This window comes from Streptomyces sp. NPDC057249 (assembly GCF_042669245.1).
Classification (GTDB): domain Bacteria; phylum Actinomycetota; class Actinomycetes; order Streptomycetales; family Streptomycetaceae; genus Streptomyces.
In genome coordinates this window covers 218,305-231,377 of sequence record NZ_JBHUXS010000001.1, presented here as the reverse complement: position 1 = coordinate 231,377, position 13,073 = coordinate 218,305, and the positions used below count along the sequence as shown (strand labels likewise).

Annotated in this window: 13 protein-coding genes; 10 read left to right on the top strand and 3 right to left on the bottom strand. The window is 72.2% G+C overall.

Going from position 1 to position 13,073, the window contains the following annotated elements:
• Positions 1-5: 5 nt before the first annotated feature.
• A complete protein-coding gene (locus tag ACFUJY_RS01125) occupies positions 6-1,001 on the bottom strand; it encodes an ATP-binding protein (protein WP_383292642.1) in 996 nt (331 codons plus the stop codon).
• 102 nt (positions 1,002-1,103) lie between these two features.
• Between ACFUJY_RS01125 and ACFUJY_RS01120 the strand changes: the two genes are divergently transcribed.
• On the top strand, positions 1,104-1,928 hold the full coding sequence (locus ACFUJY_RS01120) for an oxidoreductase (RefSeq protein WP_383292639.1): 825 nt from the start codon (positions 1,104-1,106) through the stop codon (positions 1,926-1,928).
• A gap of 380 nt (positions 1,929-2,308) precedes the next feature.
• On the opposite strand, the gene ACFUJY_RS01115 is transcribed toward ACFUJY_RS01120, so the two are convergent.
• Positions 2,309-3,148: an HAD family hydrolase gene (locus ACFUJY_RS01115; protein ID WP_383292636.1), complete on the bottom strand. Its 840-nt coding sequence runs from the start codon at positions 3,146-3,148 to the stop codon at positions 2,309-2,311.
• A 561-nt stretch (positions 3,149-3,709) separates the two neighbouring features.
• On the opposite strand from ACFUJY_RS01115, the gene ssd reads away from it, so the two are divergent.
• From ssd to ACFUJY_RS01080, 7 genes are all read left to right on the top strand, one after another.
• Entirely contained in the window at positions 3,710-4,771 is a 1,062-nt protein-coding gene (gene ssd / locus ACFUJY_RS01110) for a septum site-determining protein Ssd (RefSeq protein WP_383293859.1), read from the top strand.
• Positions 4,768-5,916, top strand: a complete 1,149-nt coding sequence (locus ACFUJY_RS01105) for a TadA family conjugal transfer-associated ATPase (protein WP_383292633.1) — start codon at positions 4,768-4,770, stop codon at positions 5,914-5,916. The genes ssd and ACFUJY_RS01105 overlap by 4 nt, the downstream gene beginning before the upstream one ends.
• Complete coding sequence (locus ACFUJY_RS01100; RefSeq protein WP_383292629.1) at positions 5,913-6,797, top strand: type II secretion system F family protein; 885 nt, start codon at positions 5,913-5,915, stop codon at positions 6,795-6,797. The genes ACFUJY_RS01105 and ACFUJY_RS01100 overlap by 4 nt, the downstream gene beginning before the upstream one ends.
• Complete coding sequence (locus ACFUJY_RS01095; protein ID WP_383292626.1) at positions 6,794-7,633, top strand: type II secretion system F family protein; 840 nt, start codon at positions 6,794-6,796, stop codon at positions 7,631-7,633. Before ACFUJY_RS01100 ends, ACFUJY_RS01095 begins: the two co-directional genes overlap by 4 nt.
• Before the next feature lie 70 nt (positions 7,634-7,703).
• Positions 7,704-7,907 (top strand): DUF4244 domain-containing protein, encoded by a 204-nt coding sequence (locus ACFUJY_RS01090; protein WP_383292623.1) that lies wholly within the window; start codon positions 7,704-7,706, stop codon positions 7,905-7,907.
• Positions 7,908-8,019: 112 nt separating this feature from the next.
• Positions 8,020-8,406, top strand: coding sequence for a TadE family type IV pilus minor pilin (locus ACFUJY_RS01085; protein WP_383292620.1), 387 nt, complete (start codon positions 8,020-8,022; stop codon positions 8,404-8,406).
• 89 nt (positions 8,407-8,495) lie between these two features.
• Positions 8,496-8,894, top strand: coding sequence for an Rv3654c family TadE-like protein (locus tag ACFUJY_RS01080; RefSeq protein WP_383293856.1), 399 nt, complete (start codon positions 8,496-8,498; stop codon positions 8,892-8,894).
• Positions 8,895-9,140: 246 nt separating this feature from the next.
• On the opposite strand, the gene ACFUJY_RS01075 is transcribed toward ACFUJY_RS01080, so the two are convergent.
• Positions 9,141-11,651 (bottom strand): DEAD/DEAH box helicase, encoded by a 2,511-nt coding sequence (locus ACFUJY_RS01075; RefSeq protein ID WP_383292617.1) that lies wholly within the window; start codon positions 11,649-11,651, stop codon positions 9,141-9,143.
• Positions 11,652-11,729: 78 nt separating this feature from the next.
• Here ACFUJY_RS01075 and ACFUJY_RS01070 point away from each other — a divergent pair, with 78 nt between their 5' ends.
• Complete coding sequence (locus tag ACFUJY_RS01070; RefSeq protein ID WP_003967428.1) at positions 11,730-12,083, top strand: STAS domain-containing protein; 354 nt, start codon at positions 11,730-11,732, stop codon at positions 12,081-12,083.
• Between the two features lie 304 nt (positions 12,084-12,387).
• Positions 12,388-12,855 (top strand): ATP-binding protein, encoded by a 468-nt coding sequence (locus ACFUJY_RS01065; protein ID WP_383292614.1) that lies wholly within the window; start codon positions 12,388-12,390, stop codon positions 12,853-12,855.
• The last annotated feature ends 218 nt before the right edge of the window (positions 12,856-13,073 follow it).

Below are 13,073 nucleotides of genomic sequence, written 5' to 3'. Positions count from 1 at the left end.
GTCGTTCACGCGGGCTGGGTGGCTTCGGCGTGCAAGAAGCGCTCGTCCAGTACGAAGCCGGGGTCGACCTGTGCGGCGAGGTCGGCGCCGGTCTTCTCGTTCCCCCAGCTCTCCGCGTTCCGCAGGTGGAAGTGCACCATCTGGCGCGTGTAACGGCTCCAGTCCCGTCGCACGTACGAGTCCTCCGCGGCGTTCTGCAGGGCCTGCAGGGCCATCCGGTTGTCCGCCTCGAGCAGCTCGAAGCGTGCGGGGCGGCCCTTCTCCATGGCTCGCACCCAGTCGGAATGGCCGACGGTCACCAGCAGGTCGTCGCCCACCTCGGAGCGCAGGAAGTCCAGGTCGTCCTCGCCCTGCACCTTGTTTCCGACAACCTTCAGATCCACGCCGAAGTCCCGCGCGTACTCCTTGTACTGGCGGTAGACGGAGACGCCCTTGCGGGTCGGCTCGGCGATGAGGAACGTCATGTCGAAGCGGGTGAACATCCCCGAGGCGAAGGAGTCCGAACCGGCGGTCATGTCGACCACCACATACTCGTCGGGGCCGTCCACGAGGTGGTTGAGGCAGAGCTCGACCGCGCCGACCTTCGAGTGGTAGCACGCCACGCCCAGGTCCGATTCGGTGAACGGTCCCGTGGCCATCAGGCGAATGTCCCCGTCGTCGAGCCGGACCGTACGGGCACAGGCGTCGAAGATCGGATTGTCCTCGCGCACACGCAGGAGGCGGGAGCCCTCGCCCGGCGGTGTCGTCTTGATCATCGTCTCGACGGAAGCGATGCGCGGATTGCTGCCGCGCAGGTACTCCTTGATCAGAGGCAGCTGGGCGCCCATCGCGGGCAGCGCCGCTGATTCGTCCTCGTCGAGGCCGAGTGCGGCTCCGAGGTGCTGGTTGATGTCGGCGTCCACCGCGACGACGTGGGCTTCATTGGCTGCGAGGTGGCGGATGAAGAGCGAGGACAGCGTGGTCTTTCCGCTGCCGCCCTTCCCTACGAAAGCGATCTTCATGTTCACCTAGGGTAGTCGATCGATCGCTGTGGGTTGAATCGTTTCGTGAAGAAGGCCACTCACGGCCGGTAGGCGGGCAGGAGGCGCGTAGCCTCGCTACTTATGAGTACGACTCCCTCGGACCCGCTCGTCGCTCTCGGCGCTCTGCCGGGTGTGACCGACGCGGTGGACTCCGTACGCAAGGCCGTGGACCGCGTCTACGGCCACCGTGTGATGCGCCGGCGCAGCAACGAAGTCACCGCGGAGGCCGCTCTGCGGGGCGCGCGCGGGTCGGCCGCTCTGTCCGGTGCCGACTGGAACCTCGAAGAGGTGCGCCGGCGCACCGACTTCAGCGGTGACGACGAGGCGCGTGTGGTCGGTGCCGCGCTTCGCCTGACGGCGGAGGCGGGACAGCTTCTCTCCATCTGGCGGCAGTCGCCGTTGCGGGTACTGGCTCGGCTTCACCTGGTGGCCGCGGGCAGTGCCGCCCCGGAGGACTCGGTCGGGCGGCCCCGGCTCGCGGGGGAGCCGGTGGACGAGCCCCTGATCGAAGCCCCGTTGCCGGACGCGGACGAGGTCGCCGGCCGGCTGGACGGTCTCAGCAGGATCATCCTTTCGGGGAGTGAGGCACCCGCTCTGGTGACCGCCGCCGTCGTCCACGGAGAGTTGCTGGCACTGCGCCCCTTCGGTTCGCACAACGGCCTGGTGGCACGGACCGCGGAGCGGATCGTGCTGATCGGAAGCGGGCTCGACCCCAAGTCGATCTGCCCGGCCGAAGTCGGGCACGCCGAGCAGGGGTGGGCGGCTTACGCGACCGCCTTCAACGGCTACCTGTCCGGCACACCGGAGGGCATGGCCGCCTGGATCAGGCACTGCGGACGCTCCGCCGAACTCGGCGTCAGGGAATCGACGGCGGTGTGCGAGGCGCTGCAGCGGGGCGCGGCGTAACGCGAGCAGGCCTTGTGTCCCCGACGTCGGCCCGACGTCGACGTGCGGGGGCGCGCATGGTTGCGGCGGTACCGGTCTCGGTACCGCCGCTGGCACGTCCGCCCAGTTACCAAGCGTCCTCGATATGTGCCCATCAGGTCGGAGTCTTTGCCCGCTCCTGGTGTGGCTGGCCCGTAATCGACGGGTCGACGTCGCGTGGGTGCCGGGTTTTCATGCGCGGTCCGTGGGGCCTTGCTGCGTCATTCAGGTCATCCTCGCGGATGTCCTTGGTCTCGCGGGCCGTTGAATCCTTTGTACTCCAGGGGCCCGTGCAGCGGTAGTGCCGGCCGCACTTCTTTACTTTTGCGTTCAATTACGGACGAGTTGGTCCAATCGGATGGTCAGGCGGAAGCCGTGCCGGCTCGTCGGCGGGCGGCGTACCAGACAGCTCCTGCCGTGAGCGCGGCGGCACTCACGGCTGCCGCGGCCATGAGGGCCGGGCGCGGTGGCAGCGAGAACGCCGAAAGACGCTGCTTGAGGCGGACCGGCCGGTCGAAAGTGAGAATCGGCCACTCCCGCAGCGCGGCCTCCCGTCGCAGTGCGCGGTCCGGGTTGACCGCGTGGGGGTGGCCGACGGACTCCAGCATCGGGACGTCGGTGGCCGAGTCGCTGTACGCGTAGCAGCGCGCCAGGTCGTATCCCTCGGAGGCCGCGAGGGCCTTGATGGCCTCGGCTTTCGTGGGGCCGTACGCGTAGTATTCCACCTCGCCCGTGTAGCAGCCGTCGTCACCGACGACCATGCGGGTGGCGACGACGCGGTCGGCGCCGAGCAGTTCACCGATCGGCTCGACCACCTCGGCGCCCGAGGTCGAGACGATCACGACGTCGCGGCCGGCGGTGTGGTGCTCCTCGATCAGGGTTGCCGCTTCGTCGTAGATGATCGGGTCGATCAGCTCGTGCAGGGTCTCGGCCACGAGTTCCTTGACCTGCTGCACGTTCCAGCCCTTGCAGAGCGCCGAGAGATATTCGCGCATCCGCTCCATCTGGTCGTGATCGGCGCCCCCGGCAAGGAACACGAACTGTGTGTACGCGGTACGCAGCACCGCGCGGCGGTTGATCAGCCCGCCGTGGTAGAAGGACTTGCTGAAGGTCAGTGTCGAGGACTTCGCAATGACCGTCTTGTCCAGGTCGAAGAAGGCGGCCGTGCGCGGCAAGAAGCGGTTTTCCACACGGCAGAGCATAGGGGCCCGCCATTCGGCGTAAACCCCGGCGCGTGGGTTTGCCTGAGAAGGGCCTCGGGTACACCATGGAAGTCACGGATCGTTCGCGACCGTGCTAACCCGGTCCGGCTCCTCCCCCCCCCGAGTCGGCCGTGGGGACGACCCCCGCTCTCCCCCCCGGCGGGGGTCGTCGCATGTCCGGACGCGGTTTGTCGCGTGGAATCGGCATTTCTCCCCCTTCTGTTCTCTGCCGGGCCATCTCGGCGCCCGACTCTCCTGAGCGTGCACTGTGACGCTGGGTAGCGAAAGAGTCGCACCGGGAAGTCACCGGTATGAGCTACGAAGTTATTCACAACCGCTGAGTTGTCCACAGTTTTTGAGCGAGATCCACATCATTTCCGGAAGCGCTGCACCTTGATTCCACCCGTGAACTCCACGGGTACCGGAATCGCCGTTCTCGGGCGAGCTCCGAGATCGCCGCGAACGCGGCGAAGGTGAGTGATGGAGGGGGAGAGTGTGGCTGAATCCAGTGCGCAGGACCGATGGGCGGCCGTCACCGCACGGCGGGGCGGGCCGCTGATCGTGACCGAGGACGTGGACCTGCTCGACGACCTGCTGAGGCTGTGTGCCGCCGCCGGTGCGGAACCGGAGGTGCATCACGCGCTGCCGGACCATCGAGAGGGCTGGGAGCAGGCGCCCATGGTCCTCGTCGGCGACGACGCGGCCGCACGGTGCCGTGGAGCGGCCCGCAGGCGGGGCGTCATGGTGGTGGGCCGGGGCCAGGACGCGCCGGACGTGTGGCGCCGAGCCGTCGAAATCGGCGCCGAGTACGTGATCCGGCTGCCTGACTCCGAGACCTGGCTCGTCGACCAGATCGCCAACGCGTCGGAAGGCGTCGGCCGGCCCGCAGTCACGGTCGGGGTGGTCGGGGGCCGGGGCGGCGCGGGTGCGTCCACACTGGCCTGCGCCCTCGCGGTGACCGCGGCGAGAGCGGGGCAGCGGACCATGCTCATCGACGGGGACCCGCTGGGCGGCGGCATCGACGTGCTGCTCGGCGGCGAGCGGGCGGAGGGCATGCGGTGGCCGGATTTCGCCCATTCCAAAGGGCGGGTCGGCGGGGGCGCGCTGGAGGAGTCGCTGCCCTCACTGCATGGGCTCCGGGTGCTCAGCTGGGGCCGAGACGACTGGGTGGTGATCCCGCCACCCGCCATGAGGGCGGTGCTGGCCGCCGCGCGAAGGCTCGGCGGGGTGGTGGTGGTCGATCTGCCGCGCCGGGTGGACGAAGCGGTGGCTGAGGCCCTGGCCCAGCTCGACCTCGGGCTCGTGGTCGTTCCCGGAGAGCTGCGCGCGGTCGCGGCGGCGAAGCGGGTGGCATCGATGGCCGGGATGGTGCTCGGCGATCTGCGGGTGGTGGCGCGGGGCCCGTACGCCCCAGGTCTCGACGCCCCATGGGTGGCCCGAGCCATGCGTCTGCCGCTGGCCGGCGAGGTTCCGCTGGAAAGAGGCTTGTCGGCCGAGCAGGACATCGGCGAACCGCCCGGCGGCAACGTGCGCGGCCCGCTGGCCGGTTTCTGCGCCGCCTTCTGGGAACAGGCGCTTGCGGGGGAGAGCGTCAGCGGCTCGGTCGCCGGGGGCGCTCCATGACCGAGGCGCTGCTCGACGCGGTCAGGCAACGGCTCGCCTCCAGCGGTACTGCGCCGACCCCGGCCGGAGTCGCCGCCGCGCTGCGGGCGCAGGGACGTCTGCTCGGCACGGCTGAGGTGCTCGGTCGTGCGGACGAGCTGAGAGGGGAGTTGATCGGGACCGGGGTGCTGGAGCCGCTCCTCGCCGACCCCGATGTCACGGACGTTCTGGTGTCCGCACCCGACCGGGTCTGGGTGGACCGGGGTGGTGGACTCGAACTCACCGAGGTGTCCTTCGCGGACGCGGCCGCGGTCCGCAGACTGGCCCAGCGGCTCGCGGCCGTGGCGGGACGCCGGCTCGACGACGCCCGGCCCTGGGTGGACGCGAGGCTGCCGGACGGTACTCGCATGCACGCCGTGCTGCCCCCGGTGTCGGTCGGGTCGACGTGCCTGTCGCTGCGGGTGGTCAGACCCCGGGCCTTCTCGCTGGCGGAGCTGGTCGAGGCCGGGACCGTGCCGCCCGGAGGCGACCGGGTGCTGAGGGCGCTGGTGGAGGCGCGGGTCTCCTACCTGATCAGCGGTGGGACGGGGGCGGGGAAGACGACTCTGCTTTCGAGCCTGCTGGGGGCGGTGGGGGAGCGAGAGCGGATCGTGCTCGCCGAGGACTCGGCGGAGCTGCGGCCGGACCACCCGCACGTCGTACGGCTGGAGTCGCGCCCCGCGAATCAGGAGGGTGCCGGACGGGTGACCCTTCGGGACCTGGTGCGCCAAGCCCTGCGAATGCGACCCGACCGGCTGGTGGTCGGTGAGGTACGCGGAAGCGAGGTCACCGAGCTCCTGGCCGCTCTCAACACGGGACACGAGGGAGGCTCAGGGACTGTCCATGCCAATGCCGCCGGGCACGTTCCGGCCCGGTTGGAGGCGCTGGGAACCGCGGCGGGGCTGGACCGGCTGGCGCTGCACAGCCAGCTGGCGGCGGCTCTGTCGGTCGTGGTCCACCTGGTACGGGACCGGGCGGGGCGCAGGCGGATTGCGGACATCCATGTGCTGGAGCGGGATGCGGCCGGGCTGGTAGTGACCGTTCCGGCGCTGCGGTGGGGCGCCATGGGCTTCGAGCGGGAGCGGGGCTGGGAGCGGCTGCACGATCTCATCGGGAGTGCGTGGTGACCGGGGAGTCGGCGGACGTCGGCGTACCGGATGTGGTGCATGCCGCAGCGCTGTGCGCGGCGATGGCCGCGTGGCTGGTGGTGAGCGGACGTGGACGGCCGCTGCGCCGGGCGCGAGCGCTGCTGACCGACGGGGGCGAGCGGCCGCCGGGCGGGGAGAGGTGGCGGAGGACTCGCAGCCGGATCGAGGGGCGGCTGAGAGGGCGGTGGGAGTGGCTGTGTCTTCCGGTGGCTGCGGTGCCGGCGGTGCTCGGGGAGTCCGTACTGCCGCTGCTGGCGGGGTCCGCCGCCGTTCCCCTGGCACGGAGATGGCTGCTGAAGATGCGGTCGCGCAAGGAGGAGGAGGCCCGGGCGAACGGAGTGGTGGACCTGTGCGGTGCGGTGGTCGGCGAGTTGAGGGCGGGTCGCGAGCCGGGGGAGGCCCTGCTCGTCGCGGTGCGCGGCACGGATGTCATGGGCGAAGCCGGAATCCGGGTGTCGGCCGCCGCGCGGTTCGGGGGCGATGTGCCGCGAGCACTCGTCCAGGCGGCGGTTGAACCGGGGCTGGACGGGCTGGCCGGAGTCGCCGCCTGCTGGCGGGTGGCGGTGGGCAGCGGGGCCGGGCTCGCGGAGGGCCTGAACCGGCTGGAAAGAGCCCTGCGCGCCGAACGCCGTCAGCGGGACGAACTGCGCGCGCAACTCGCGGGGGCGCGGTCGACGGTCACGGTGCTGGCCCTGCTTCCCGTGATCGGTCTGGCGCTCGGTGCGGCGCTGGGCGCGGACCCGTTGCGGGTGTTGCTGCACAGCACCGCCGGCCTCGTCTGCCTGGTGACCGGTGGCCTGCTGGAGGTGTGCGGTCTCCTCTGGGCCGCCCGGATCGTCCGGGCGGGGGAAGCGGGATGAGTCCCTCGGCCGAGGGGGTCGTCCAGGGGGCGGAGGCCGTCGGGGTGGCGTTGTGCCTGTATGCCCGAGTGGTTGTTCCGTTGGCGCGGCGGCAGGCCGGTCGGCGGGTGCGGCGCCGGGGCGAGAGCCTTCTGGCGGTTGGGCAGGCGGTTCCCGGTGTCTGGACGGGCCCCTTCCGGCCTTCCGGACCTCGGGTGGGCCGGACCGTCTTCGCCGCCCCGGTCAGGGAGTGGCTGGTGCTGGCGGCGGTCGCGCTGGCCGGGTGGTTCCTCGTGGGCGGTCCGACGGGATGGGTGGTCGGACTGGCCTCGGCCTACGGCGCCCGGCGATGGCAGCGGAGGAGGCTCGCAGACGCCTCGCGCCTCGCCGCCGAGGCAAGGGCCCGAACGGCGGAGGTCGCACGACAACTGCCCATGGCGGCGGACCTACTGGCGGCCTGCCTCTCCGCCGGTGCCGGGCCGGTGGAGGCGGCCGAGGCGGTGGGGGAGTCCCTGGGGGGTCCGGTGGGCGATCAGCTCGCCCGGACGGTGGCGGAGATCCGGCTGGGCGGAGACCCGACTGTCGCCTGGGGGAGGTTCGGCGAGATATCGGGGGCCGCCGCCCTGGCCGGCTGCCTGGACCGGGCGGGCTCGACCGGTGCTCCGGCGGCGGAGCCGGTGGCCAGGATCGCCGAGGCACTGCGGGCCGAGCGGGCGAGGGCGGCCGTGGCGCGTGCGCAGCGGGCCACTGTGTTGGTCACCGCGCCTGTGGGGCTCTGCTTCCTCCCCGCGTTCCTGGCGGTGGGGGTGGCCCCCGTGGTCGTCGGGCTGGCCGGCGGCCTGCTCCAGTCGGCGTAGTCCGGAAAGCGTGGAAGTAAGACCAGTTCAGCCGTTCTGTATGTAACCGATGTGTCGGGGGTTCGAAGTGATGCGCAGGATCAAGAAGTGGACGCGGTCCGTGGTCCGTCTCGCACGGTCGCGGGCAGACAGCGGAATGACGACGTCGGAGTACGCGGTGGGCACGATCGCGGCCTGCGCGTTTGCCGCCGTGCTCTACAAGGTCGTCACCAGTGCGGCGGTGATGTCCCAGTTGCAGTCGCTGCTGAAGGGGGCGCTCGATGCGAAGTTCTGAGACTGGGGCGAGGGCTGCGGGGGCCGGGCCGCGAGGCCGGCAGAGGCGAGGGGGGAACGGACGGTGCCGAGGTGTCGTGCCGGGCGGCAGGAGGTCCGGCGATCGGGGAGCGGTGACGGCGGAAGCCGCCATGGTGATCCCGGTGCTGGCGGTGTTCGCCCTGGCCCTGCTCTGGGGGCTGATGGCTGCGTCGGCCCAGATCCGCTGTGTGGACGCGGCCCGGGCCGGCGCGCGTGCCGCGGCACGTTCGGAGCCGGCGCCCCAGGTACGGGAGGCCGCTCTTTCCGCGGCGCCGGGCGGGGCTTCGGTCGAGGTGGAGCGGGCCGGGACGCTGTGGCGGGTGAGGGTGACCGCCCCGACGCCCGGGCCCGGGCGCCTCGCCGTGACGCTGAGGGCGGAAGCGGCGGCAGCGGCCGAGGATGCGCCGGTTCCTGCCACCGCTGCCGCCATTGCCGCCGAGGACGGGGCGGAGCCGTCGGTGGGCCGGGGTGACCGGTGAGGGGGCGGAGCCGGCGTCGGTGGATCGGAGTCCCGGTCCGATGGCGGGGCCGGCCTCGGGCGCCGGTGGGGGATCAGGGGTTGGCGACCGTGTGGGCGGCGGTGACCGCGGTGACGCTGTGCACCGTGTTCGCGGTGGTTCTGGCGCTCGGACAGGTGGTGGCCGCCCGGCACCGGGCCGGGGGCGCGGCAGACCTGGCGGCGCTGGCGGCGGCGGACCGGGCGCTGGAAGGCGTGGGACCGGCCTGCGCGTCGGCCGAGGAGGTGGCCAGGGCGCAGGGGGCGGAGGTGGTGCGCTGCGCGGTCCTGGGAGAGGTCGCGGATGTGACGGCCCGGGTGCGGTTCGGGCCGTATGCGCCGGAGGTCAGGTCCCGGGCAGGGCCGCCCAGGGCCCGGGTGGGGCCGCCGGAGGGGGTTCCACCGGCGGGCGCGCCGCCGGGCCGGGCGGGCCAGGACCAGCCGGGCGGCCCGGACGGGGGGCAGCCGTAGCGCTCGGGCCCGCCGGTGTAGCGCCCGAGTCCGCCGGTGTAGCGCTCGGACCCGCCGACGTAGCGCCCGAGCCTGCTGGTGCTACTCCTGAGCCTGCCGACGCAGCGCCCGGTCCTTCGCCATGGCGCCCCGGCCAGCCCCGGCAGGGCCCCGCTCCCTGTAGCGCCTCGCTCCCGTAGCGCCCCGGTTGCCCGCATGGCGCCCCGCCCCTCAGACGTCCCGGCACCCGCCCCCCGGCCGTGGCGCTCAGGTACCCGTCCGTGGGCCTGAGCCTGAGCCCCGGCCCGGGCCGTCGTCCTCGGCCGGCTCGCCCGGCGCCGACCGGAGGAGTTCCGTGAGGAGTCGGACGGCGCCTCGTTTGTGCAGGGGGTCGTTGCCGTTGCCGCACTTGGGGGACTGGATGCAGGACGGGCAGCCCGCGTCGCACTCGCAGGACGCGATGGCCAGGCGGGTGGCCGAAAGCCACTCGCGGGCGGTGTGGAAGGCGCGCTCGGCGAACCCGGCGCCGCCCGGGTGGCCGTCGTAGACGAAGACCGTGGGCAGCAGGGTGTCGGGGTGCAGCGGGACGGACACCCCGCCGATGTCCCAGCGGTCGCAGGTGGCGAAGAGCGGCAGCATGCCGATCGAGGCGTGCTCGGCGGCGTGGAGTGCGCCGCCGAGGATCTCGGGGTTGATCCGGGCGGCGTCGAGCTGGTCCTCGGTCACCGTCCACCAGACGGCGCGGGTGCGCAGGGTGCGGGGCGGCAGGTCCAGTTTGCTCTCGCCGAGGACCTCGCCGGTGATCAGCCGGCGGCGGAGGAAGGAGACGACCTGGTTGGTGACCTCGACGGACCCGTAGCAGAGGCGGCCGTCCCCCCAGGGGATCTCGGTGTCGGTGTCCAGGACGGCGATGGAGGTGGTGTCGCGGGCGGTGGTCGAGTACGGCGGGTCGGCCTGCTCGACCAGGGCGACGGAGTCCTCCAGATCGAGCTTCCGGACCAGGTACGAGCGGCCCTGGTGGAGGTGGACGGCGCCCTCGTGGACGGCGCTGTGGGCGGCGGACTCGTCCACGGTGCCCAGCAGCCGGCCGGTGCCTTCCTCGACGATCTGGACGGGCCGGCCGCCCTCGCCCCGGATGTCGGTGAGGTCGGCGGCTCGCTCGCGCCGGGTCCAGTGCCATCCGGACGGCCGTTTGCGGAGCAGCCTGGCGGTCTCCAGCTGGGGGAGGAGCCCGGGTGCGGCCGGGCCGAAGAGCTGGAGGTCGTTCTCGGTGAGCGGCAGCTCCGCGGCCGCGGCGCAGAGATGGGGGGCGAGGACGTACGGGTTGTCCGGGTCCAGGACGGTCGACTCCACGGGCTGCTCGAACAGGGCCTCGGGGTGGTGGACGAGGAAGGTGTCCAGCGGATCGTCGCGGGCCACCAGGATGGCGAGGGCGCCCTGGCCCGCCCGCCCGGCCCGGCCCGCCTGCTGCCAGAGGGACGCCCTCGTTCCCGGGTAGCCGGATATGACGACGGCGTCCAGCCCGGACACGTCGATGCCCAGTTCGAGGGCGGTGGTGGCGGCGAGGCCCAGGAGGCTGCCGGAGTGCAGGGCGCGTTCCAGGGCGCGGCGTTCCTCGGGGAGGTACCCACCGCGGTAGGCGGCGACCCGGGACGGCAGGGTGCGGTCGACCTCGGCGAGGCGTTCCTTGGCGATGACGGAGATCAGCTCGGCGCCGCGCCGGGAGCGTACGAAGGCGACCGAGCGGACGCCCTGGACGGTGAGGTCGGTGAGCAGGTCGGCGGTCTCGGCCGTGGCGGTACGGCGTACGGGGGCACCCTTCTCGCCGTGCAGCTCGGTCAGCGGGGGCTCCCACAGGGCGAAGACGAGTTCGCCGCGCGGGGAGGCGTCGTCGGCCACCTCCGTGACGGGGAGGCCGGTGAGGCGGCCGGCCGCGAGGGCGGGCTCGGCGGAGGTGGCGGACGCGAGGAGGAAGACGGGGTCGGAGCCGTAGCGGGCGCAGAGGCGGCGTAGCCGGCGTACCACCTGGGCGACGTGGGAGCCGAAGACGCCCCGGTAGGTGTGGCACTCGTCGATGACGACGTAGCGCAGGGAGCGCAGGAAGGAGGACCAGCGGGGGTGTGAGGGGAGGATGCCCCGGTGCAGCATGTCGGGGTTGGTGAGGACGTAGTTGGCGTACTGGCGCACCCACTCGCGTTCCTCGACCGGCGTGTCGCCGTCGAAGACGGCGGGTCGGATCCCGTTGCCCAGGGGGGCCGCGAGCGCCTTGACCGATCGCCGCTGGTCGGCCGCCAGGGCCTTCGTGGGGGAGAGGTAGAGAGCGGTGGCGCCGCGCCCGTTGGGGGCCTCGGAGCCGTCCAGGAGGGCACTGAGGACGGGGGCGAGGTAGGCCAGGGACTTGCCGGAGGCCGTTCCGGTCGCGATCACGACGGACGTTCCGTCCAGCGCGTGCTCCGCGGCGGCCGCCTGATGGGCCCAGGGATGGTCGATGCCGGCCTTCTGGATGGCGGCGATCACTTCCGGACGGATGCGGTCGGGCCAGACTGCATGGGTTCCCGCTCGCGGGGGCAAGTGCTCCGTATGAGTGATGCGCGCGGACCGGCCCGCCCCTGCGGCGAGCCGGTCGAGGACCATGTCGGGAGAGGGGCGGGAGCCCCCACTCCCCGGGGGTCGACTGGGGCGTTGATTCTTGGCCATCGGCACCGAGTGTGTCACTGGCGAGGCGGACAATGGTCCGAAGGCGTCGTGCATGGCTGCCGGTAAGTGATTGAATGCCATCGCGGCTGGCGATCCGTCCCCCGGCTCCGTCGGGGAGACCGAGGGGCGACCGCTCGATAGCAAGGTGCTGGAGGATCCGTGGACCTGTCCTTGTCGACTCGCAATGTGTCCGGCCCTGGTGGCGACCGTACGGTCGTCGAGGTCGGTGGCGAGATTGATGTGTATACCGCGCCCAAGCTGCGCGAGCAGTTGGTCGAGTTGGTGAATGACGGCAGCTACCACCTGGTTGTCGACATGGAAGGCGTCGACTTCCTCGACTCCACCGGCCTCGGCGTGCTCGTGGGCGGCCTGAAGCGTGTGCGGGCCCATGAGGGCTCGCTGCGCCTGGTCTGCAACCAGGAGCGCATTCTCAAGATTTTCCGGATCACCGGCCTGACCAAGGTGTTCCCGATCCACACCACGGTCGACGAGGCCGTCGCGGCCACCGACTGACATCCGGTCCGGCACCGGTCCGGTCAGCGCCGGGCCGGTTCGCGCCGGTCCGGCGGCGGGCGGCCCGCGGCGGCTCCACAGGGAGCCTGCCGAGTGGCGGCCTCCGTCCCCCGTGGCCGGTGGGGCGTGCCCGGGTCGCCGGGATCACCCGGTCGGCGGCCCGTGGCCGGATTATTTGGCCGGTCATTCCGACCCGTCCGGGAGGACCCGCTCCGAGACCGGGAGCCGACGCTCGCAGACCGAGCCGGGCTTCGGGCCGCGGCCCGTCCCGGGCATGCACATACGTACGTTCGAGGGGGATCGCATGGCCACCGTTGAACTCCGCTTCAGCGCCCAGCCCGAACACGTCAGGACCGCCCGTCTCGTGGCGGCGGCCGTGGCGCGCAGGGCCGGAGTCGACGAGGCCGTGCTCGACGAGGTCCGCCTCGCCGTGGGCGAGGCGTGCAGCCGTGCCGTCGGGCTGCACCGCAGCCACGGCATCACGGCTCCCGTCATGGTCCGCCTGATCGAGGAGGAGAAGACGTTCGCCATCGAGGTCGGGGACGAGGTGCCGGGCCCCGGCGCTGACGGCTCCGTGCCAGGCAGCGTCTCCGGGCGCGGTGCCACCTCCGGCGGAGGGCCCGACGCGCCCGAGTCCGAGGCCGACGACGAGGACGAGATGGGCCTCGCGGTCATCAGCGGTCTCGTCGACGACGTGGAGGTCCGCTCCGGTGCGGACGGCGGGGTGATCCGGATGAGCTGGCCGAAGACGCCGGTCGCCGTCCTTCCCTGAGCGGTGGCGGTGGCGGTGCCGGTGGTGGGCGACGCGCGGTCAGTTTCCTTACCCCTACGGCGTCCTGACGCCACGCCCGCCCGGTGTGCCTTTTCGCGAGGGTGAGGAATCGTTCACGCGTTCCCCTCGGTGAGGGCTGTCCGGGTGAGTTGCGTATCCCTCATTTCCCTTGGTGCAAATGGCTGCAAAAGCCTGCTTAACGGACGCCTGGCACCCGG